At 44.9% G+C, this 21800-nt stretch carries 18 protein-coding genes; 13 read left to right on the forward strand and 5 right to left on the reverse strand.

The window, feature by feature from the left end:
• Positions 1–316 precede the first annotated feature (316 nt).
• Positions 317–1762, forward strand: coding sequence for an aldehyde dehydrogenase family protein (locus NAF29_RS07845; protein WP_251261027.1), 1446 nt, complete (start codon positions 317–319; stop codon positions 1760–1762).
• Between the two features lie 243 nt (positions 1763–2005).
• Here the strand turns inward: NAF29_RS07845 and NAF29_RS07850 are convergent, their stop codons facing one another.
• Complete coding sequence (locus tag NAF29_RS07850) at positions 2006–3091, reverse strand: glycoside hydrolase family 117 protein (RefSeq protein ID WP_285817675.1); 1086 nt, start codon at positions 3089–3091, stop codon at positions 2006–2008.
• Between the two features lie 783 nt (positions 3092–3874).
• Here NAF29_RS07850 and NAF29_RS07855 point away from each other — a divergent pair.
• The 4 genes from NAF29_RS07855 to galK all read left to right on the forward strand — a co-directional run bounded on the left by NAF29_RS07855 (position 3875) and on the right by galK (position 8209).
• Entirely contained in the window at positions 3875–4723 is an 849-nt protein-coding gene (locus NAF29_RS07855; RefSeq protein WP_251261029.1) for a type 2 periplasmic-binding domain-containing protein, read from the forward strand.
• A 227-nt stretch (positions 4724–4950) separates the two neighbouring features.
• The gene (galE, locus tag NAF29_RS07860; RefSeq protein WP_251261030.1) at positions 4951–5970 is read left to right on the forward strand and encodes a UDP-glucose 4-epimerase GalE; all 1020 of its coding nucleotides are present in this window, start codon (positions 4951–4953) and stop codon (positions 5968–5970) included.
• A gap of 15 nt (positions 5971–5985) precedes the next feature.
• Positions 5986–7053 (forward strand): UDP-glucose--hexose-1-phosphate uridylyltransferase, encoded by a 1068-nt coding sequence (locus NAF29_RS07865; RefSeq protein ID WP_432763233.1) that lies wholly within the window; start codon positions 5986–5988, stop codon positions 7051–7053.
• Positions 7046–8209: a galactokinase gene (galK, locus tag NAF29_RS07870; RefSeq protein WP_251261031.1), complete on the forward strand. Its 1164-nt coding sequence runs from the start codon at positions 7046–7048 to the stop codon at positions 8207–8209. Before NAF29_RS07865 ends, galK begins: the two co-directional genes overlap by 8 nt.
• A 218-nt stretch (positions 8210–8427) precedes the next feature.
• Here galK and NAF29_RS07875 read toward each other — a convergent pair whose 3' ends face one another.
• Positions 8428–8832: a VOC family protein gene (locus NAF29_RS07875; protein WP_251261032.1), complete on the reverse strand. Its 405-nt coding sequence runs from the start codon at positions 8830–8832 to the stop codon at positions 8428–8430.
• A gap of 155 nt (positions 8833–8987) precedes the next feature.
• Between NAF29_RS07875 and NAF29_RS07880 the strand changes: the two genes are divergently transcribed.
• From NAF29_RS07880 to NAF29_RS07910, 7 genes are all read left to right on the forward strand, one after another.
• Positions 8988–9542, forward strand: coding sequence for a TetR/AcrR family transcriptional regulator (locus NAF29_RS07880; protein ID WP_251261033.1), 555 nt, complete (start codon positions 8988–8990; stop codon positions 9540–9542).
• Between the two features lie 180 nt (positions 9543–9722).
• The gene (locus tag NAF29_RS07885) at positions 9723–13415 is read left to right on the forward strand and encodes an ATP-binding protein (protein WP_251261034.1); all 3693 of its coding nucleotides are present in this window, start codon (positions 9723–9725) and stop codon (positions 13413–13415) included.
• On the forward strand, positions 13412–14047 hold the full coding sequence (locus NAF29_RS07890; RefSeq protein WP_251261035.1) for a hypothetical protein: 636 nt from the start codon (positions 13412–13414) through the stop codon (positions 14045–14047). The genes NAF29_RS07885 and NAF29_RS07890 overlap by 4 nt, the downstream gene beginning before the upstream one ends.
• Positions 14044–15264 carry a hypothetical protein gene (locus NAF29_RS07895; RefSeq protein ID WP_251261036.1) on the forward strand — a complete coding sequence of 407 codons (1221 nt, stop codon included), beginning with the start codon at positions 14044–14046 and terminating at the stop codon, positions 15262–15264. The genes NAF29_RS07890 and NAF29_RS07895 overlap by 4 nt, the downstream gene beginning before the upstream one ends.
• The gene (locus tag NAF29_RS07900; RefSeq protein WP_251261037.1) at positions 15264–16097 is read left to right on the forward strand and encodes a DUF7281 domain-containing protein; all 834 of its coding nucleotides are present in this window, start codon (positions 15264–15266) and stop codon (positions 16095–16097) included. The genes NAF29_RS07895 and NAF29_RS07900 overlap by 1 nt, the downstream gene beginning before the upstream one ends.
• Positions 16098–16270: 173 nt before the next feature.
• A complete protein-coding gene (locus NAF29_RS07905) occupies positions 16271–17956 on the forward strand; it encodes a succinylglutamate desuccinylase/aspartoacylase family protein (RefSeq protein WP_251261038.1) in 1686 nt (561 codons plus the stop codon).
• 178 nt (positions 17957–18134) lie between these two features.
• Positions 18135–18830, forward strand: a complete 696-nt coding sequence (locus NAF29_RS07910) for a DUF3313 domain-containing protein (protein ID WP_251261039.1) — start codon at positions 18135–18137, stop codon at positions 18828–18830.
• A 99-nt stretch (positions 18831–18929) separates the two neighbouring features.
• Here NAF29_RS07910 and NAF29_RS07915 read toward each other — a convergent pair whose 3' ends face one another.
• Complete coding sequence (locus NAF29_RS07915; protein ID WP_251261040.1) at positions 18930–19727, reverse strand: peptidylprolyl isomerase; 798 nt, start codon at positions 19725–19727, stop codon at positions 18930–18932.
• A gap of 327 nt (positions 19728–20054) precedes the next feature.
• On the opposite strand from NAF29_RS07915, the gene NAF29_RS07920 reads away from it, so the two are divergent.
• The gene (locus NAF29_RS07920; RefSeq protein WP_251261041.1) at positions 20055–20756 is read left to right on the forward strand and encodes a DUF3313 domain-containing protein; all 702 of its coding nucleotides are present in this window, start codon (positions 20055–20057) and stop codon (positions 20754–20756) included.
• Between the two features lie 80 nt (positions 20757–20836).
• Here the strand turns inward: NAF29_RS07920 and NAF29_RS07925 are convergent, their stop codons facing one another.
• A complete protein-coding gene (locus NAF29_RS07925; protein ID WP_251261042.1) occupies positions 20837–21364 on the reverse strand; it encodes a HugZ family pyridoxamine 5'-phosphate oxidase in 528 nt (175 codons plus the stop codon).
• Positions 21361–21771, reverse strand: coding sequence for a heme utilization cystosolic carrier protein HutX (hutX, locus tag NAF29_RS07930; protein WP_251261043.1), 411 nt, complete (start codon positions 21769–21771; stop codon positions 21361–21363). The genes NAF29_RS07925 and hutX overlap by 4 nt, the downstream gene beginning before the upstream one ends.
• Positions 21772–21800 lie beyond the last annotated feature (29 nt).

The following is a 21800-nucleotide window of genomic DNA, read 5'->3' on the forward strand; positions in this document are numbered from 1 at the left end:
TCTTTATCCTGCAATCTATGAACTGTGGAGAGTTCTAATTTGGTCAATCAATCTTTCAAAGAATCTCCAAAAGGCATACTCGATATTACATTTTTTTAACCAAAACGTGTAGCCATTAGGGACAAAATCATATTTCAATACTGGCTATTTTAGAAGATGTTGACCACGTAACCAACTGGCATTCAGCTGTAAATAACACCTTTCGTCATACTCTGTGATTGGAATCACTTTGGTGGTTGATCTATTTGGCGTATGATTAGATAATTGGTTCACCAAAATGTTTTTGACATTCATTCATGTGTTTCGAGGAAGTTAGATGAGCAATATCACGCAGAAGTTATATTTGAACGGCGAGTTTGTCGATTCTTCAAATAGCGAGTTAATTGAAGTGATTAGTCCAACAACTGAAGAAGTTGTTGGTTATGCGCCGAAAGGCACGCGTGAAGATGCAATTTCAGCTTTGAAATCGTCGCAGGATGCTCAAAAAGCATGGGCAAAATTACCTGCACAATCTCGAGCCGAATTAGTCATTGAACTCGCTGACCTACTTGAGAGTCATGCCGACGAATATGCCCGTCTTATCACGCTAGAGCAGGGTAAACTGTTTAAAGATGCGCTAGGCGAAGTTGCAGGTTCAGTGGGCTTTTTACGCTACGCAGCAGAGTCCGCTCGCCGCATTGAAGGCGAAATTTTGACCAGTGAAAACCAAGATGAGCAAATCTGGATTCAGCGTGTTCCATTTGGTGTCACAGTGGGGCTTCTTGCATGGAATTATCCGTTAGCGCTTGCTGCGCGTAAGCTCGGTAATGCTCTGGTTACAGGCAATACCATGGTTGTGATGCCGCCAGCAGACACTCCATTGACGGTTCTTAAGTTCGCTGAATTGATTGACCAATCTAACATTCCAAACGGTGTGATTAACATTGTATCGGGTGATGGAGCTGTTGTTGGAGATGAATTAGTACGCAATTCAATGACCAAGCTTGTCACTTTGACAGGTAGTTCTGAGGTGGGTTCAATACTCTATCGTTCGGCCTCAGAGAATATCACGGCCTTGAATCTTGAGCTTGGCGGAAAAGCTCCATTCATCGTACTCGATGATGCAAATGTTGATGAAGTGGTAGATATCGCGATTCAATCTGGCTTTGGTAATTGTGGCCAAATCTGTACTTCGAACGAGCGTATGTATATTCAAGAAAGTATCTACGCCGAGTTCATGGAAAAATTCGTAGCGAAAGCAAAAGCGCTGAAAGTAGGCGACCCCATGCTGGATACTACAGACGTTGGGCCTAAGGTTAACGCTCGTGAAATCGCCGGTTTGGTTGAAAAAGTAACCAGAGCCAAAGAGCAGGGCGCAACGATCGCTTGTGGTGGGGGGAAACCCGAAGGTGCTGAATTTGAATCTGGATTTTGGTTTGAGCCAACGGTCATCATGAACACCACCAATGATATGGCCATTATGAAAGAAGAAGTATTTGGTCCGGTTGTTGCCGCAATGCCTGTGAAAGATCTTGAAGAAGCTTTGAGCTTTGCCAATGACATTGATTTGGGGTTGTCTGGTTATGTTTATACCAATGACATGCGCAAGATAATGAAGGCGGTGAATGAGCTCGAAGTGGGCGAAATTTACGTCAACCGTCCGAATGGTGAATTGTTTAACGGCTACCACACCGGCTTTAAGCGCAGTGGTATTGGTGGCGAAGATGGCCGCTATGGTCTTGAAGGTTACCTCCAGAAAAAGACCGTTTACGTTAAGTTCTAATTAACCTCGTTTTCCTGCAATTCTTTCTCCGCAATTGCATTGACCTTGGCTCTAAGCAGGCCAAGGTCCTTTTTACTCCCCAGCAATTTACTTCTTACCTTTCTTTTGTTTGTTTCTCGTTTATCCCTTAAGTGTGGCTATATTCGTTGGGCTTTAAAAACATACTGGCTTTGTGTGCAGTCAACTGACACAAAAAAGCCTGCACTTTAGGCAGGCCTTTGGGGATGACTATTGAGTCATTGTTTAGTTCGTGTTCTGGTAGGTATCATGATCTAACGTTTGCGGTTTGACCTTGTACTTACAGATATAATTCCAGTTCCAAGAGGCATCATACTTATGGCATAAACCCCACTGCAGGCCAGGTTCTTCTATCGCAACATTGTCGTTGCTACGAAATATGCCTAGCGCTTCAGGAGCCCCTTTAATGTGAGTCATGATTTCAAAATTAATACCATCTTCAGCCCACTGAATCGTATTCTTTTCAGGGCCATCCGTTGTAATTAATGATGCAATACCACCGTTTTGGTGCCACACCGCAACTTCATGTCCACTGTTTGAAATCGGGTTGTATTCAGACTTGGTGTAAGGCCCTAAGATATTGTCGGCAATGGCAACACCGTGTTTAATTTCACGGCCTCCAAAGTTCTTTTCTTCGCCCATTGTTTCGCCTTTGTAATAAAGGTAAAACTTGCCTTTAAAGTACATAAGACATGGATCGTGAACCTTATGACTGTCAAAGCTTCCTTTTGATTTTACGTGAAAACGGTTGTCCTCATCTCCGAGCCACTCGCCATCTTTTGAAGGGCTAACAATAGGGGCGTCGGACTTATTCCACGGACCAAATGGAGAATCAGCCCAAGCAATGGCGATTTCTTCATATTGACGATTTGTGTAGGGCGCTTGAACGGTTTGATATACCAAATAGTATTTGCCTTCATGGGCTAATACTTCAGGGGTAAACACGGCTCGGTCATCAAAGCTGCCGGGTTCGCCAGCTGCAATTGCACAACCTTGTTCTTTCCAAGTCATGCTGTCTGTTGATGTGGCATGCCATACCTCGGTTAAATCCCAAGGAAACACTTTGTCATTTGGATTGCTTGAGTTAAAGCCAACAGTTTCGCCTTCGCCTTTGGTGTACCAGCAGTGATACGTGCCATCTACCTCAATCACAGCGGTAGGGTCTCTGCGGATCACACCTTCTTCGTATTCAAAGTCACCTTTTAGATCTTCAACTTCAAATTCAATAAACCATTCTGGGCCCTTTGAATCATACCCGCGCTCGATTGCGCGTTTTGATGCAAGGCTAAGTTTCTTTTCCATACCTTTCATGTGTACCTCATATACGTCAAAAATCGTTAGGTTTTTCGAAAACAGGTAAACCAATTGTCGGTATGGTACATGATTGGGGGGATTGGCTATAGATCAAATCACTAAAAAAGTGAGCGTGAGCATAGTTATGATCGTTTAAACTTATTATTCTCAGTATTTATGGGCTTTACGTTGGTTTTTGTTACGTAGCGTTGGGCCTTGATAATTTGATCATAAGGAGCTCGTAAATACGCTTTAAGCAATGGTTTTGTTATCAATGGTTAATCTTTTTTAGGGCTGTTTGCGTGTGGGTATTACTTTTGGTTTACCTATTTGGGGTGGTCGAATTTCAAGATCATGAATCGGCCGGTTTTGGCGCTTTTTTTCGATCCTATTGTTAAGAAGTATTCGGTTGATAGGTGTTGTTCGAACATGTTTTCAGACATTTTTAAAGAGCAATGAACTCAACAATGCCCTTGTTGTTGGTCAAGCCCTGTCGAATCCACTTAATTCATTATTTTTCTTTCGTTTTTTGAGTCAATTACTCACTTTATCTTGATTTAGTCTGTATTTTCGTCGTTTTTCATCGTGATGAATGACACAAATAGACCTTATAATTATTGCTGTTTTGTATTGTTTTACGTTAACTTTGATGAACGTTAACAATTTAATGTTGCGTATTTTGGTTGTCTGAAGTGCGTTAGTTAGAATCTGCAGGCCAGAAAAACACGAAACTTAAATTGGTTGATGTGTTGCCAGTAGACCCCTTGCTTAGAAGTGCGATGTTGAACGAGGTAGAACGATATGAATCTTAAAATGGTCACTGGCTTGATGATTGCTGCGAGTGTTGTGTTTTCGCCCCTAGTGATGGCGCAGATCAGCACGCCTCAAATCACCGGCCCTAGAGATGAATTAGTGGTCGAGATCATGGAACTCGCTTTCGCAAAAAGTAACTTTAACACCACCATTTCTCACCGTAAAAAAGCTGAAAACTCCGCTCGATTAGTCGAAGAAGTCAAAGGTGGGAACTTAAGCGTCATGTGGGCTGGTGCGACGCAACAAATGCAGCAAGATTTGCAAGCGATTAAAATTCCTTTATTTAAAGGATTGTTGGGCCACCGTATCTTCATCATCGAGGATTCTCAACACGCTGAATTTTCGACTATTAGCGATTTTACAGACCTCAAAAATTACAAAGCTGGACTAGGGCGTTTTTGGGGCGATACTGAAATTTTAGAAAATGCAGGTATTGATGTCGTTAAGCCCGTTAAGGCAGAAAGCTTGTTTTACATGGTTGATGGTCGACGCTTTGATTATCTACCTTTAGCCGTTCATGAAGTTTGGGAAGTGGTGGATAGCTATCCTCAATTGAACATTTCGGTGGATTCAAATGTGCTACTGATCTATCCCATGGCCATGTATCTGTACGTAGAAAAAGGCAACGATGCCTTATACCAAGCTTTAAACGACGGCCTTGAAGCGGCAATTTCGGATGGAAGTTTCGATGAAATGTTCTACAACTCAGAGCTGATCTCGAAGTCATTCGATTTGGCCAAGATTCAGCAGCGTAAGGTGATTCATATTCCAAACCCAATGCTGCCAGCCGATGTACCTCTGGATCGTCAAGAACTTTGGATTAATACAGATTTATAAACATGAGTTGGCTGCTGATTGTGAGCAGCCCTTTAACGTCAACACCTTGGTTTCTCGATGATTCCGACTTTTCTGTACTGAAAAATATTATGTTCGCTTGATTTTAATCTGGTTATTGATGACTAAGAGGTGTTTATTTTTGCTAAATCTATGGTATTTTATTAAAAAGGGTAAACGTTTACCCTACTGTAGATTGTAATCATCTAAATGGTTTATGGAGCAATGACGTGAAAGTATTGGTGACTGGCGGATTAGGGTATATCGGAAGCCACACAGCGGTGCTATTGATTGAAGCAGGTATGACTCCAATTATTTTGGACAACCTCCACAATAGTAAAGAAACTGTGTTGGTTCGTATTGAAGCGCTGACAGGTACGCAGCCTATTTTTTATCAGGGTGATGTTCGTGACAACGAGATGTTACGAACCATCTTTAGCGAGCATAAAATTGAGTCTGTCATCCACTTTGCCGGCTTAAAAGCTGTAGGTGAATCAGTAGCTAAGCCGCTGGAATACTACGACAACAACGTCAATGGTTCGCTTGTTCTTGCTGCCGAGATGAAACGTGCAGGGGTTAAAAGTATTATTTTTAGCTCATCAGCAACGGTCTACGGCGACCCGACTGAAATTCCAATTAAAGAAACTACGCCAGTTGGTGCTACTACCAATCCATATGGGCGCAGCAAATACATTGTGGAAGAATGCTTTCGTGACTTTCAAGCCGCTGAGCCCGACTTCAGCATTACCCTGTTGCGATATTTCAACCCTGTTGGATCTCACCCATCAGGTGACTTAGGGGAAGATCCTCAAGGGATTCCAAACAACCTCATGCCATTTATTGCGCAAGTGGCCGTAGGGCGACGCGATTCACTGTCAGTGTTCGGCGATGATTACGATACGCCTGATGGCACCGGTGTTCGAGACTACATCCACGTGATGGACTTGGCACAAGGCCACTTGGCTGCATTACAACATGTTGGACCAAAAGCAGGTTTACACATTTTCAATTTGGGAACCGGCCAAGGCAGCAGCGTATTAGAAATGGTTGCTGCATTTGCAAAAGCTTCTGGCAAAGACGTGCCCTATAACATTTGTCCTCGCCGTCCGGGGGATATCGCGGAATGTTGGGCTGATCCGCAAAAAGCAAAACAAGAGCTGCAATGGATAGCGACTCGAAGCGTGGAAGACATGGCCGCCGATACATGGCGTTGGCAGTCTAAAAATCCACAAGGTTATCCTGAAAAATAGTGAATAAGCAGAATAATGATGACGACTAAAATAGAGTTTGATGCCGTAGAGCATCCGCACCGCCGCTTTAACCCGCTGACCGGACAATGGATCTTAGTCTCGCCGCATCGTGCTAAACGTCCGTGGCAAGGCCAAGATGAACAAGTCGACGACTCTGTGGGCGAAGCGCACGATCCCGATTGTTTCTTGTGTGCCGGCAATACGCGCATTTCAGGTGATGTAAACCCTGATTATAAAGGTACATTTGTATTCAACAATGATTTCGCGGCATTGACCATTGATTCGCCCGATGCACCAGAAAGCACAGATCCATTATTTGTCTGTGAAGGCGCACGAGGTTTGAGCCGTGTGATTTGTTTCTCACCCGATCACAGTAAAACACTGCCTGAACTCTCGCCGAACGCAATCCGCGGTGTAATCGACACATGGGACAGCCAAATCACTGAGCTAGGTAACGATTACGTTTGGGTTCAAGCCTTTGAAAACAAAGGGGCTGTAATGGGGTGTTCACAACCTCATCCACATGGCCAAATTTGGGCAAACAGCTTTTTACCGAATGAGATTTTCCGCAAAGACGACAATTTACGTGCGTATTATGAAAAGCATGGTTCAAGCTTGTTGCTCGACTATGCATTACGTGAGTCACAGTCAAAAGAACGCACCGTGGTAGAAACCGAGTATTGGATCGCGGTTGTTCCATATTGGGCGGCATGGCCATTCGAAACCATGCTGATGCCAAAACAAAAAGCACGCCGTATGTCTGAACTCAATGAAGCTCAAAAAGACGACTTGGCGTTGGCGCTTAAAAAGCTAACCAGCCGCTATGATAATTTGTTCAAATGTTCATTCCCATATTCAATGGGTTGGCATTACGCGCCGTTCTTCGAAGAAGGTGAGAACATCGATCATTGGCAGCTTCACGCATTGTTTTACCCGCCTTTATTGCGTTCAGCATCAGTTCGCAAATTTATGGTGGGTTACGAAATGTTAGCCGAATCACAACGAGATTTAACCGCAGAACAAGCCGCAGAAAAATTGCGTGCAGTGAGCGATATTCATTACAGAGAGCAGTCAAATGGATAAACAACAGCAACTAATTGAGAAAGTGTCACAGGCGTTTCAAAAGAGTTTTGGACAGGCTGCGACACATATTGTTCAAGCTCCTGGCCGAGTCAACTTAATTGGCGAGCACACAGACTACAACGATGGTTTTGTATTGCCTTGTGCAATTGATTACCAAGCCGTTGTTGCAGCGTCGCGACGTGATGACAATTTAGTGCGTGTTGAAGCGGTTGATTACGGTTATAAAGTTGACGAGTTTAGCCTCGATGACGACATCGTATTTTCTGATCATGAAATGTGGGTGAACTATGTACGTGGCGTAGTCAAATACTTGCAAATTCGTGGTTATAAATTTGGCGGCGCAGATATTTCAATTAGCGGAAACGTGCCACAAGGTGCAGGTTTAAGCTCTTCAGCTGCGTTAGAAGTTGTGATTGGTCAAACCTTTAAAGTTCTGTATGACTTGACAATTTCACAGCAAGAAATTGCCTTAAACGGACAGCAAGCAGAAAACGAATTTGTCGGTTGTGCATGCGGCATTATGGACCAATTGATTTCAGCCGAGGGTGAAGAGCAGCACGCTCTGATGATTGACTGCCGTTCACTCGAAACCAAAGCGGTATCTATGCCTGCTGACTTGTCTGTGGTGATTATCAACTCCAACAAGAAACGCGGCTTGGTAGACAGTGAGTACAATACTCGCCGTGAACAATGTGAAGCCGCCGCCGCTCACTTTGGCAAGCAAAAGTTACGTGACGTCACGTTTGAAGAGTTGATGGCTCAACGCGAAGCGCTTGATCCTGTGGTATTTCGTCGTGCGCGTCACGTGTTAACTGAAAATCAACGCGTATTAGAAGCAGCTGATGCGCTTGCATCTCACGATGTATTGAAGTTGGGTGAGTTGATGGAACAGTCGCACGTTTCTATGCGCGATGACTTCGAGATCACCGCAGAAGCAATCGACAGCTTAGTTGATATTGTGAAGGTTGTGATTGGTGATAAAGGTGGTGTACGCATGACAGGCGGTGGATTTGGTGGCTGTATTGTTGCCCTCATGCCACACGACTTGGTAGACCCAGTTCGCAAAGCCGTTGCTGAGCAATATGAAGCGAAAACAGGCTTAAAAGAAACCTTTTACGTCTGTAAAGCTATGAACGGTGCAGGCCACGTAGCTTAGTGCTATCAGACGACGTAGCCATTAAATACGCTAAATTTAAGCCCGCACTCGCGGGCTTTTTTTGTGCAGAGGATTGAGGGATTTCACCTATTCAATTGGTTCAATACAGGTTTTTCAACATCAATAAGGCAAGTCAGTCCCTTGAATTACCGCTGGTCAGCACCGGCACACAGACGAAGCAACATAAAAGCACAAAGCCGGCTTGGTAGCGCTAAACCTCACCCCGCTGCGAAAAACTCCACTCGAACACCTCCAGGAATTAAACACATCAAATGGTAGTTGTTAGATTGCCCAATTTGTTCAGGTAGAAATTCAATATCAACCGAATCAAGTTGACTGAATTTTTGGCTCAGTTGGTGCAGACTTTCTAAGTTTTTAACTTGGAGTGCCACATGATGAAGGCCAATGTTTGAATGGCGGTTAAAAGCATTAAAATCATCAGCCTGCACCTGCCAAAGTGTCAGCATGACTGTGCCGTCAGAAACGAAAATAGCAGGGTACTCCGGCTTTTCTCCAACTTGAGCAAAATGCAGCTGTTCAATAAAAAAGTCTGCGGTATGGCGAATGTCTGGCACGGTTAAGCCCAAATGATGGATGCCTTGAGTGATGGCGCTCTGACTCATAATTGTCTCCATTAAATTCTAAATTCTTTTTTCGATACACTTTTAACTGGCATGGGTGAACAGGTCTGTTCATTTTTTGTAGGTTAGTGAACAGATCTGTTCATGTCAAGCGAGTGCGTTATAATCAGTGAGCATTAAAAATTGAGGAAAGTTGCATGGCGGATCAGGGTAAAAAGCAAGTGCTGATTGAAACAGCATTCGCATTGTTTAATGAGTTTGGTTTTCATGCTACCGGTATCGACACCATCATGCGCGAATCAGGTGTGTCTAAAACCACGCTCTATAAATATTTTAGAACCAAAGATGAATTGATTTTAGCCGTACTCAAATATCGTCATGCTCAGCTTGAGCAGTCTTTACAGGGCGCCATAGACGATGCAATCAGCCAGCAGCCTAATGCAGACTCGAGCGTTCACGCGCTGAGCGTATTCGACGGCTTAGCCGAATGGTTCAACAGTCCTCAGTTTTATGGTTGCAATTTCATCAATGCCAGCGCGGAATTTAGCCAACATAATCACCCGATTCATCAATATGCTGACTTTCACAAAAGATGGATTATGTCTTTTGTCGCTAAGGTGCTCGGCAAGGGACATGAATCGTTAGCGCAACAACTCTCGCTTCTCATGGACGGGGCTATCGTGGCTGCGCATGTGCGAGGAGATAAAAGCGCAGCTGAGACCGCTAAGGCAATTGCGCAAAAGTTGATTTAATTTTACATCTGATATGGCTTCATCTTTATCCTGAACGCTGTTGTTTTAGCCATATTTTGAACTCAAAATAAACACTTGTTGAATGACTCTGCACGCCAATGATATTGCGGTTTACGCGTTGCTTAAGAGTTATGATATAAGATAGCCACATACTCCAAAACACGGATGAAATAGGTCGCCATGACAGGTTTGCTTCGCATTATATTAATTGATACCCACCTTCCGGGTGTGGTGGAACTAAAACTCAAAGGGCACACCAATATATGCGGCACCAATGCTTCTGGTAAAACCACCTTACAGCGTTTACTTCCCGTGTTTTATGGCGAAGCGCCCAGTCGAGTGGTGCCCTCCACACGAGACAGCTTTCAGGCGTGGTACTTACCGCGAACATCGAGTTTCATTATTTATGAATACCAGCGTGCTGACGGCCAAATGTGCATGGCGGTGCTCACCAGTTCATCCACAGGGGTTGTTTACCGACTCATTCATAAAACTTTTGAAATGGATGACTTTGTTCGTGTAGATCTCACCGGAGAATCCAGCAGCATCCCTTTAGTTGAAATCATTCGCAATTGTAAAAATGCGGGGGTGATGACAAGTAAAAAGCTTAACACCAAAGAGTTCAGGGCAGTGATTCAAAATGACCGAGTGGTCATGAACAGCAGCAGTGAGAAGCGCAACCTAATTTCAGATGCTCGCTTTTTTAGTGTTTGCGAGTCTGGCCACAACCTGCGGCATATCGAAAAGTTAATTAAGGCGGTGCACTCCAAAGAAGGCAAAATGGAAACCATTAAAGCCATGATTGCCGCGATCTTAGAAGAAGAAGGCGTCAGCACTCCCAATTCTCGTATCAGCCGCGCGAAAGTCGATGAATGGATTAAAGAATGTCAGCTCATTGCTGAATTCGATGGTTTACGTCCTCAGTTTAAGGCTCTGCAGCAATCTGATATTCAACTGCAGCAGACCGAACAACGTCTGTCTGATTTGGCATTTTCATTAAATTTGGATGTAAGCCAATTGAACCAAATGCTGACCCAAGATGAAGACGCTTTATCAACCCTAAAAGCCACATTGCAGCAAGTCACAGAAGACTGGGAACAGGCGCGAGAGCAGTTACAAGAGGCGTTGTCGAGTGCACAAGGTGACGTTCAAAGCAGCGAGCAGCGACTCGACCAAATTGAATTGGAATTCGATGACTGGATGGACAAAGACATTGAAACCCACCGAGACAACATTGAAAAGCTCCCGCAATGGCAGAGCGATGTGGATGCAGCGCAACAAACACACGCTTTGTTAACAGAGCAACACCAAGATATTGAAGCCGCTTACAACCGTCAGTTGGCTGAAATAGAAGAGCGTCACAACAAAGAGCAATCGGCGCAAAATAAGCAACGCAGCACGCTTAATGATGCGTTGCACCGCAACCAACTCAATGCAAAGTCGGATCTGCAAGAGCTGCAGCAACAACAACAACTCGACCGACAACAAGTGCAAGACGATTTTGCCCGCCAAGCACAAGATATTCAGCTTCAACTGTCGGAGCTGACCACCAAGTTGAGTCACGCGAGCTTTACTGAGCAAGAGCTAGGTGCTCAGAACTTGATTGAAGCAGCGCTGGATGAAGCCGTACAGCAAGAAGACTACAGTCGCGAAGCATTGCATCAGCAACAAAAGCTGCAGGCAGAACTAAAACGTGAACAAGACCAGCTCAATGAACAGCTCACATCTGCGCGTCAGCGAGTGGCCAAATGTGTTCAGCACGTAGAGAATATTGAGACGCTATTGTATCCCGCTGAAAATACCTTGCTCGGTTTTTTACGGACCCAACATCAAGGTTGGGAGCACTATGTGGGCAAGGTCATTCATCCCGATTTGCTGATTCGTACTGATCTTAATCCGCGTGTCATTGAAGACGCTTCCACAACGCCATCATTGTATGGATTGCGGCTCGATACTGATGCCATTGAAGTACCTGAGATGGTGCAAACAGAAGCTCAATTGCAGCTTCGACTAACCCAAGCGCACGATGATCATCAAGCAGAGCTCAATGCGCAGCAGCAACTAGAAGCTGAGCTGGGTAGATTCAATCAGCAACTCAGAGACAAAGAGAAACTGCTCACATCATTGCAATCACAATTAGCAATTGCCGGTCAGTCTCGTCAACGCATGCTAGATGAAAAACGTCAGCTCATTGCTGAGCATCGGCAGGCGCTGAGTGCACGAAAAACAGAGCAACAAAAGCGAGTGGATGAAGCCAAACAAGCGTTGCAAAAGCTCGCCAGTCGTAAAGCTGATGCATTAGAACAGGTTGATGATCAGGCGCAGGATGCATTGATTGAGAAAAAAGCGCATTGGGAACAAATTACCGGTGATTATGAGGCGCAAATTGAAACGCTTGATGAGCAAATTAAACAAGCTCATACAGCCTACCGACAAAGTCGCAAAGAATCTGAAAAATGGCTCAAGGATCAGTTAGCTGAGCGAGACGTTGATGTTGATAAAATTAGTGAGCTGAAACAGAAGATTAGAGACTTAAAGTCTCGTATTGAGGTGACTCATCGTCATCGAGATGCGGTGTTGGATTACAAGCGTTGGCATCAGTTGGTATTCACTAACGAGAAGAACCAGTTTCAGCAGAAACTTACCGATGCACGTCAAAAAAGCGGAACCACCCAGCGTGCATTGGATGAAAAACGGCAACAATTTAAGCAGCATCAACAGGCGCACAAAGAACAGATCAGCTCTCTGGACAGAAGCATTGGAGTAACCAAAGAAGTTGTGCGGAATATTCAGTCACAGTTAAAGCAACTTGCCTTGTTGGATTTAGCCAAAAGTACGGGCTCTGAAATTCAAGGTTCGCCGGCTCAGCGCGCAAGTGAGTGCCAACAATTAATTGAGCAGCAAGCCAAGCTATTGAGCCAAGTCGAGCAACACATTCGCTATTTCGACAATAGCATTGGCCAAAAAGCCGGCACTAGCTTGTCGGATATTTGGGAGCAAAGTCGAAGCGAATGCATGGTCGACAATGGGCTTGGAGTGATGCTGCCAGATGCGCGTCGCATGGTGACACATCTAGACCAACTACTGAATGTCATTGTGCCGCAAAAGATCGAAGGCCTAAGAACCCTCGGGCGTAATTTTGGCAATGATTTAAGCCAGTACTATCATATTTTGTCAGACATCGATAAACGCATTGCACAGCAAAGCCGGCGTATTAGCAAAGAGGTTGACGAGGAGTTATTCCTCGATGGCGTATCAGAGTCTTCGGTTAAAATTAGAAGTCGCATTAGTGAACTTGAGTTTTGGCCAGAGCTTCAACGTTTTAATCAGCTCCATCAACATTGGCTGCAACAAGAGAGCCAAATACTGCCAGATGAAGACTATGCACATGCAATGCGCACCGTGCTCGACATACTAGGCAGAGCTGTATTGCAAGGCGGGATAAGCCAATTGTTAGACATTGAATTGCACTTGAAAGAGGGGGCCAGTCATTTGGTGATTCGAACCGACAAACAGCTCAATGAATCCTCCAGTCATGGCATGGCGTATTTAATTCTGTGTAAGTTCTTACTTGCTTTCACACGTCTACTCAGAGGCGACTCGAAAGCCACTATCCATTGGCCAATTGATGAAATTGGCACTTTGGCAAATCACAACGTGGCGAAGATTTTCGATGCCTGTGCAAACAACCAAATTACGGTACTTGGTGCGTTTCCGAACCCAGATTCCGAAGTGCTCAATCTATTCGAGAATCGCTATCTGATCGACAAAGAAAAGCGACGTCTGCAAATTGTGCAGCCGAAGCTCAGTGCCATTAGTCAGCGTATTCAACAAGCGGCACAGGCGGGTAGCTCTAAGGAGGTGGCATCATGATGAGCGAAAAAGGTCGTGTATTAGAACGTTTGTTGTCAGGACATTTTATTTGTCAAACCACAGACGAAGAAGGCTATCGGTTCTTAATGGTCGACGCGAATGCAGAAGCCATTGAATCAAATTTGAGCCTGCTCAACCGAACTCTCACAAAAGTGGCTGATAACGATGTGTTCTTTTGCGCTTATCAAGCCATCGGAGACACCGAACGACGACACCTCACCGCACAGTTTAAAGAAACCGCCAATAGCCTTCTCCCTTTGGTGGAGTGGCTGGTACTAGTGCAAGAGGCCACAGGGCAAAATGCGCCGCTGAGTGAGGGCTGTGTGGTGCGGTTAAATGAATTGCAAACCATTATTGAAGATACCCCTGCTTTTACTGAGCAGTTGGCAAAAATCTCTCATTATCCGTTGTTTAATTCATCGAGTAATGTGGTTGATGCGCAACTCAAGTTAGTGTTTAAACGCTTAACTGAAACAGGATATCTGCTTCGTCCAAACCCTGATAAGTTGATATATGTGGCAACGGGTAAAATTGATTATGTTTTTGAGGTTATAAAATTTATTGGTGAAAGCGAAAACTTAGCGCTGACCGAGCAGGCCGAAGATGCCATTAAACAAGGTGAGTTGTTATGAGCCAACCGTTGCATGCGGCGGGCGTGAAACTGCTCAAAGCACTCAGCAATCATTCCGATATCATCATGAAAGCTTATCTTTCCGGTCATATCAGTGAGATTGAGCATTCGCCTCAAGTGATTGAAAATCTCATTCAGCTCGGCGTTTTGTGGCGGCCAGAGCCAAGCGAAGATCTGCGCTTAAGGCGCGCAGTTCGTGCCATGCTGGAAAGCAGTTTACGTGACGACCGCAACCGTCAGGTCGATGCGAATATTGGCTCTCGTTTAAGCATGATCAAAACGTTAGCTGAACACTACAAGGAAGCCCTTCATCATCACAAATTCACAGACGCAGAAGTTCACCTAGAAGAGCTCACCGAACAAACCTACGGTTTGGCCGAAACGCTTAAAAGTAGTGTGCGTAGTTTGTGGAATAGGATTCATAATGAATTTGGTTATGTGGCATCGGTCAAAGCCAAAATTCGAGAAAATCAGCTGGCACAAAGCCAAGTGACCGACATGCTGAATCAGCTCGAAATGCTCGACTTTGAAGAACTAACGGAAATTGCAGGTGGTAACCGTGAATTACGGCGTTTGCTGGTAAATGCATTGCATCGCAGTCACAGCGATATTTCGCTTGAATTAAGCACAGTTCAGAGCCGACTGATCGAGCTTTTGGGACAATTTCGTGAGTATTTAGGGCGATCACAATTGTTAAAAGGCTTTGCCCTGCACATGGCGCAAAAGCCTGATTACAAACCCAGAGAGTATTCGCAGAGCCATCAGGTGCCCAGTTTATTCAATCGTCCAAGCCCGATGCTCAAGCCTGCACAGGCGAATGTGAATAACAGTACGCATGAGCTTGAGCTGCAAACTATTGTGGCGCGCTTGAAACAAGTGACGCACAACCTAGACCATCAAGACAGTAGCCCCCTTGCGCAAACCTTTGTATTGGAACCGCAAGCTTCAATTGCGCTCGACGCCGAGCCGCTTAAAGCTGCGGTAGAAGATTACTTCTGCCAAGTAATCGATGGTCAAGTGCTCATCTCGGCATTGAGTTACCATCAGCAACAACAGCTGCCGTTTGAGCAGGAAGTGTGGATTTATGCCGTGATGGGTGGTTTCCAAGGCTTATCAGCAGAAGAACAACATTTTTTTGAAATGGGAACGCAAGGCCATCCCCATGCCCAGTTTAACGGCAATTATATTATTGAAGATGTGCATCTAGGTCTGCGCTAATGAAAGCGCCACTTGCTGACTTAACACGTTTTTTTAATTCGCCTAACCGGAGGATTAAAGTCGGCACTCGCCTTTACCAGTGGTTAGAGCAACAAGATTACCTTGGTGGGCATGAGGGCTTGCATCAGATTGAGTTAACACACCTACAAAAACAGGCACTTAAAAGTCAAATCGAAGCGGCTCTAAATTTATCCTTTGCAGAAGTGGAACAATTCCAAACGCGCTCCGACTTTGGGCGCACGCGTATTCATAAATCAGCCCCCATTCAGCCTGAACAACACTATGTGATTGTGAAGTCGGTTTCACGTCCCTTGCTCGAATTTGGTCATGGCAGAACTCTGCCACAAGGACAATCACTAAGAGTTGATGTGACCACACTGAATAAGGGGGAACTGAAGGCTGTGGTTGTTGTTGAAAACCTCGATAGTTTTGATGAGTTTCATCGATTTAATCTGCCGGCCGTTGTTCATCATGCGCTGATTGTATTTCGTGGTTACAACAACGAATCGAAAGGAACAAAGGCTTTGTTATGCGCTGTAAGCGAGCATGTTCCGGTGATCGCAGCTTATGATCTCGACCCCGCAGGGCTTTGCATGGCTCAACAGAATCGCTGTATTAGCCATGTTTTGATGCCCTCAGTGGGCAATAGTCAAACGCTAACATCAGATTTAGAGGAATTTAAAAAGCAAAGTGCCCAAGCTCAAAAATTATCTCAGCTCAATTTTGGCAAAGCGCAACCTCTTGCTGAGAATGTATATCAAAACAAGTTAGCGATCATGCAGCAGGGGATGCTGGCTTCTGGCGTTCCATTGGAAGTTTTTGAATTAAATTAACCGATTACAACGAACCAACCCTTTTTCGGGGTGTCAATTTTAGTGTCGCTCATTTTAGGGATGCGACTACATTAGTTATATTAATGTTCGTTGCGTGTTGTAGCAGGCTGAACTCTCAATTAAGTAGATATTGCATGAAAAAAAGCATTAAGTCCCGTTCAATGGTTGCGATCATGTCAATGTATTTCGCGCTATTGACGCCTCACTTCCTTGCTGCACAAGAGCAAGCCTTACTCAATGAAAATGAAGATATAACGCCTACTTTTGCCAGAGAAACTTCCCACGAAAACTTACCCGATGCAGATTTAATCACGGATGTTGAGATAGGATCGGCTGAATTAGTGGGAGAGGCTGTTGAGGCCGAATCTTCTCAAGGTTTGCCGGTAGCGGATTCAGCCGCGTATCCGCAACTACAATCAGCAAATAACGAAGCTGTAGAGCCTGAGTGGGGCAATTTGGAATTACTGGGCGGTAGCGTTGCCCCCGGCACTGAACAAGCTTTGGGTTGGTTCTCAGGCCATTTACCGGGGGGCTTTCAAATGGCCACGCCGGTTGTCATTGTTCATGGTAGCGAGCCCGGTCCGCGTATCTGTCTCACCGCTGCGCTGCATGGTGATGAGGTGAATGGTGTTGAGATTGCTCGACGAGTGGTGCAAAACATTGATCCAGCTCAACTAAAAGGTAGCATTATTTCTGTTCCCGTGGTCAACATGGATGGATTGTGGCGAAAAGATCGGTACATGTCCGACAGACGCGACTTAAATCGAGCATTTCCCGGCTCACCCAATGGCACCACGGCTGCACAGGTCGCTTACAGTCTCTTTAACAACATCGTGAAGCACTGTGACAGCTTAATCGATTTGCATTCGGGATCGATGTATCGCGAGAATCTACCGCAACTCAGAGCCGACTTAACCACGACTGCGGTGGCTGATATGGCCAGTGAATTTGGCGAAATTGCAGTGCTTCAAAGCCTTGCTCCGCTGGGCAGCTTGCGAGGCTCTGCTACGGCAGCGGGGATCCCTACTGTGGTGATGGAAGTGGGCGGGCCATTTACGTTGGACGTGGGTATGGTTGAAATTAGCGTGAAGAGTGTTAGGAGCTACCTTGCATCCCAGGGCATGATCAAGCGTTCGTACTTTTGGTCTAAACCGCAACCCATCTTTTACGAGTCGAAGTGGGTGCGCTCTAGGCAAGGTGGAATTCTGATCAATGAAGTCGAGCTGGGAGAGAAGCCCCGCAAAGGAAAGTTGCTTGGCGTCGTTCGAAATCCGATTACAGATTCGGTGGAAGAAATTCGAGCGCCGTTTGATGCGGTAGTACTTGGCAGGGCACAAAATCAATTTGTCAGCGCAGGTTATGCCGTGTACAACCTAGGGAAACGCAGTACCTTTGAAGATCTAGAGCAAAAAGGTGAAGTGGTTAAGAAAAGTGTTGCTAGGAAAAATGCTCAAGAACTGGGGCTGAATGATGGCATCGTACCTCCTGAAGCGAATGTTCAACCAGAAGAGCCTCCACTTCCTTCCGAGCAAATAATAGATGAACAGAATCCGGAAATTGAACCTGTGCATCAGGCTACTGAAAGCGGCTCGGTCATGAGAGAAACAAGGAATAATCAGGCTGCCGAGGAGGCCGTATCGAAGGTTAAAATCGAGCTAAACACCGTCCCCACAGAACAACACGCGTTATCAACAGAAATCAGCCTAGAGTTAGCGCCAAGCCAACAAGTAGCGAATCCGGGAGATATTAAGTTGTCTGAAAATATTGTGAACCAGGAGTCACCTGAAGGAACATCTGATTCGCAACGGTCGACGCCAGAGCAAAGCTCGATGGACGATTTGAGTGAGGACGAGCATTAGCAAGTTATCAGTACGAACACCAGTGGACGCTCGCTAAATTAAATAAATTATATATTTATTATTAATTTAATAGGCCTGTTCTCGTTTTTGTCTATAGTTATATGACTGAGGATTGCAGGGATCAACTTGCGATGCTTTGTTGTGGGTGTGTTGTTTGTATTTAACAAAGAGAAAAGATATGAAAAAATTCAATTTATCAAAGGGATTTATCGCATTATTTGGCGCTAGTATGATTGCTATTGCAGGCGGTTGTGCAAACTCACAAGGCGAAATTGAATCAGAAACGGAATTTTCAGGTTACCTCGACAATTACGAAAACTTAACTGCGGTAGATGATGAACATTTCCGCTGGGTGAGCAAAAGCTACGATGCTAAAAAATACACCAAATTAGTAGTCGAGCCTGTAGAACTCTACATTGTGAACCCTGAGAAAAAAGCAGAGTTTGAAGAAAATCCAAAAGTTGTTGCGGTCACCCAAAAGGTGCTTGCAGAATTAACGGATGAATTGAAAAAAGAGCTTAGCAAAACCTATGAGATTGTAGATACAGCTGGGCCCGATACACTAGTATTTGCCTCGGCTCTCACCAGCAGCTCGTCACAACCTTTAGGAATGACAGGTTGGGAAGTGATGCCAATTGGCGCTGTTGTCGGCAGTACTATGGCATTGACGGGTAACCGTGCGCGCGTCGTTCAGCTAGTTTGGGAAGGTAAAATCTCAGATGGAGCATCAGGTGAACTTGTCGTGACAGGCATCAAAAAAGGTATTGCAGATCAAGAAGAGAAAGAAGAAGTGACGTTGGATGACTTCATGATCATCGTCAAAGAGTTTGCGAAAGAAACCGGTGCGTCAGCAGCGAACCTATTGTCGAAATAAATAGAACGACATAATGCCTTGGTTAACACCGAAGTAATATGAAGTTGTTTCAATAAAAAAGGCTGCAATGTGCAGCCTTTTTTACGTCAAGATTTAAAATTAACGAAGCCTTTTTCGAAACCCTAACAAGGCTAGGCCAAGCAAAGATGCAAAGCCCAAGCTTCCACCTCCACCACCGCCTGAACTACTGCCGCCATCATCGGGATCTGTAGGCGTGGGAGGTTCATATGTTGATAAAGGCGGCATTAAATCCAAATGGGTGTCTGTGTTTGGATCGGTGACCGTAATCGATTCAATGATCACGTAGTGTTGGTCGGTGAGATCCGTATCAACATCTGGATCGTTTCTTAAAGGCAATTCGGCCAACACACCTCCTGCGTTATAGACCGGCAATCCTGCAATTGCGTCAACCACGTCCATACCATCACCCATGACCACACCGAACGCAGTGAATCCGCCATTTTGAGAATCTAAGTTTGCAGCATTGTTTGCGGTACTAAAGAACCACTGGCGTGTCGCGCTGTCGGGAGACGAAGCGCTTTTCGCCATGGCAATGGTGCCACGAACATTTGAAAAAACAGGCTCATTTTCGACCGGGGCTTCACTGGGTAGTGTGGAGAGCAGTTGTGTTTCTGCATCATATCCAATACCACCACCTTGAATGACAAAGCCAGGTGAAGAGCGGTGAATAATTGATTGATCAAAGGAGTTATCCTCGTCATTCACGTAGCTCAAAAAGTTGGCAACCGTTTGAGGGGTTGAGCTATCGAAAAGGTTGACGTCAAAATCACCCATTGATGTTTTGAAGTGAACAACAGTGGCTTGAGCAAGCGGGCTAAACGCAGAAAGACTAAGAAAGGCCGATGCGAGCATCGAGCAATAATGATGTTTTGGCATGATACAGCTCTATTCATCCAATTATATAAGGATGGCCATTGTATACAAAAGACAATGAAAAACTGTGCTCGAAGTTTTAATTTTTTCACATAAGTGATGAGTATGTTGATTGGAGGTCGAACGCTATGGAGTTGAATGATAGCGCTGAAGGGGGCTTTGCTCGAGGCCATTATCAAGGAAAGGTGCAGGCCAGAGCTGAGTTTTGGATACTATTAAGTATTTAAAGTATTTATAAATATGGCAATGAGCACTTCACTAAACTACTACTATATTTACATCAGCTAGTTACATTTTGTTCTGTTAAAAAATTTTAAAAGGAATAAACCGATGAGTCCATTGTCTTTAGGGTTTGACGCGAAGCGCTCTCTTTTATGCCTCGTTGCCGCCGCCGCAGTTGTGATGGCCGGTTGTGCTTCAACGTCATCACCGGCACCGCAAAAAAATTCAGGCTTCTTAACTGAAACCTACTACGATAAGCTGGCTAGCGTCCAAGCTCCTGAAGATCAGGTGGTGTACAGATTTATCGCGCCAGGTTTTGATAAGTCAGCTTATCACCATGCAATTATCACCCCGGTCACTGTGTTTCCAAAACCTCAACCCACAGAGCAGATCTCTATGGAGATGATGCTGACGTTGCAAGGTAAATTAACACGATTGATTGAAGACGCCATGGCATCGGCTATTCCGATCACCAACACGTCTGCGCCGGGGGTGCTCCGCGTGGAAATGGCGATTACAGGTATTTCAATTTCCAATGAAGACTTAGCCCCTTATGAGTATTTACCTTTTGCATTGGTGGCTGCTGGGGTAAATAGCGCTGCGGGCGGGCGCGATCAAGAGGTGAAATTATTCTTGGAAACCAAGTTAACCGATAGTGTCAGTGGCGATGTATTAGCCGTGGGGGTTCGTGAGATTTCAGGTGAAGATTTAGAAAACGTGAAGGAAAAACTTCAAGCGCAGCATTTGAACCAAGGTCTTGAAGATGCCGGTAAAGATATGGCTCGAGCGATTAAGGAAATGTTCCAGTAATCACGGCCCAAGCCTTTAAATAAAAAAGCTCGGAGCTTTGAAAGCTCCGAGCTTTTTTGAATGAATGTGAAAAAGACAGATTAAACTGCAGCTTTGCGAGGTTTGTGTCCGTCACGCAAATGATCGATGCTGTCCCCAGTGAGCGTATTTCCGGTAATAGAAAAGGCTTTCCCAAAATTCTTCACATAACGGCCGTTAAGCGGTGTTAAACGAAACAAATTAAAGTCATTGAGAGCAGCAAGCTGCTCGATACGTTCGCCTTGGCGCGCTGCGAGTATGGCGAGCCCAGATTCAAACTCTTCAGTTTGATGGGCAATATGTGCTGCGCTAATTTGGTAATTGACGCGCACGCGAGCAAAAATAGTATCCGCTTGCGATTCATCCTGAACGATCAGCACGGCTGCTTTGGAGTTCCGTTTTAGGTTCAAGCCATGAACAGCAATATCACTGACCAAAATATAAAAACAGTCATCGCCAATCGCGAATGGTGCATACGACGCATAAGGATGACCGTCTTCATCCAGTGTTGATAAATTGAGAGTACGCTGAGACTCTAAAAACTCGAGGATTTCGTTGCTAATGCGTTGTTCCGCTATTTCACTTTTCATGAGGGCTCCTGAATTGGCGGTGCGTATTGAGAGGCAAGCTCTTGTAATTGTCTAAAACGGAGAACTTGGGTTTGAATTAATTCGCCATTTTCTTCTCGGCCCACAAAGACTTTAAATACATTGTCTCCGTTTTTATCATTAAACAGCAATGCCAAACTTTGTACCCCACGATGAGGTTTGTCTTGAAATCCAACGGATGCAATATTTGATGTTCGAATATGACCCTCGAAGCCTTCGCCTCCGCTACTCAAATTGAAATAGCCATGACTATAACTGCCCGATGGAAAATGACCTTTAAATTCAAATACGCTGCCTAAATGAATCACGATTGTAGTGGTTTTTCCCCACGTTGGTAACTCTTCTAACAACGGACTTACATAGGATTGATTCAGCGTTAATTCGCTCATTCAACTCTCCTAAGACGATGGTTAAAAAT

Origin of the sequence: Echinimonas agarilytica (assembly GCF_023703465.1) — a bacterium.
GTDB lineage: Bacteria > Pseudomonadota > Gammaproteobacteria > Enterobacterales > Neiellaceae > Echinimonas > Echinimonas agarilytica.

Bases quoted from the DNA above. Each gene is read 5' to 3' on its own strand.
- NAF29_RS07845 (WP_251261027.1), top strand. From the start codon at position 317: ATGAGCAATATCACGCAGAAGTTATATTTGAACGGCGAGTTTGTCGAT.
- NAF29_RS07850 (WP_285817675.1), bottom strand. From the start codon at position 3,091: ATGAAAGGTATGGAAAAGAAACTTAGCCTTGCATCAAAACGCGCAATC.
- NAF29_RS07855 (WP_251261029.1), top strand. From the start codon at position 3,875: ATGAATCTTAAAATGGTCACTGGCTTGATGATTGCTGCGAGTGTTGTG.
- NAF29_RS07865 (WP_432763233.1), top strand. From the start codon at position 5,986: ATGATGACGACTAAAATAGAGTTTGATGCCGTAGAGCATCCGCACCGC.
- galK (WP_251261031.1), top strand. From the start codon at position 7,046: ATGGATAAACAACAGCAACTAATTGAGAAAGTGTCACAGGCGTTTCAA.
- NAF29_RS07875 (WP_251261032.1), bottom strand. From the start codon at position 8,832: ATGAGTCAGAGCGCCATCACTCAAGGCATCCATCATTTGGGCTTAACC.
- NAF29_RS07880 (WP_251261033.1), top strand. From the start codon at position 8,988: ATGGCGGATCAGGGTAAAAAGCAAGTGCTGATTGAAACAGCATTCGCA.
- NAF29_RS07885 (WP_251261034.1), top strand. From the start codon at position 9,723: ATGACAGGTTTGCTTCGCATTATATTAATTGATACCCACCTTCCGGGT.
- NAF29_RS07890 (WP_251261035.1), top strand. From the start codon at position 13,412: ATGATGAGCGAAAAAGGTCGTGTATTAGAACGTTTGTTGTCAGGACAT.
- NAF29_RS07895 (WP_251261036.1), top strand. From the start codon at position 14,044: ATGAGCCAACCGTTGCATGCGGCGGGCGTGAAACTGCTCAAAGCACTC.
- NAF29_RS07900 (WP_251261037.1), top strand. From the start codon at position 15,264: ATGAAAGCGCCACTTGCTGACTTAACACGTTTTTTTAATTCGCCTAAC.
- NAF29_RS07905 (WP_251261038.1), top strand. From the start codon at position 16,271: ATGTCAATGTATTTCGCGCTATTGACGCCTCACTTCCTTGCTGCACAA.
- NAF29_RS07910 (WP_251261039.1), top strand. From the start codon at position 18,135: ATGAAAAAATTCAATTTATCAAAGGGATTTATCGCATTATTTGGCGCT.
- NAF29_RS07915 (WP_251261040.1), bottom strand. From the start codon at position 19,727: ATGCCAAAACATCATTATTGCTCGATGCTCGCATCGGCCTTTCTTAGT.
- NAF29_RS07920 (WP_251261041.1), top strand. From the start codon at position 20,055: ATGAGTCCATTGTCTTTAGGGTTTGACGCGAAGCGCTCTCTTTTATGC.
- NAF29_RS07925 (WP_251261042.1), bottom strand. From the start codon at position 21,364: ATGAAAAGTGAAATAGCGGAACAACGCATTAGCAACGAAATCCTCGAG.
- hutX (WP_251261043.1), bottom strand. From the start codon at position 21,771: ATGAGCGAATTAACGCTGAATCAATCCTATGTAAGTCCGTTGTTAGAA.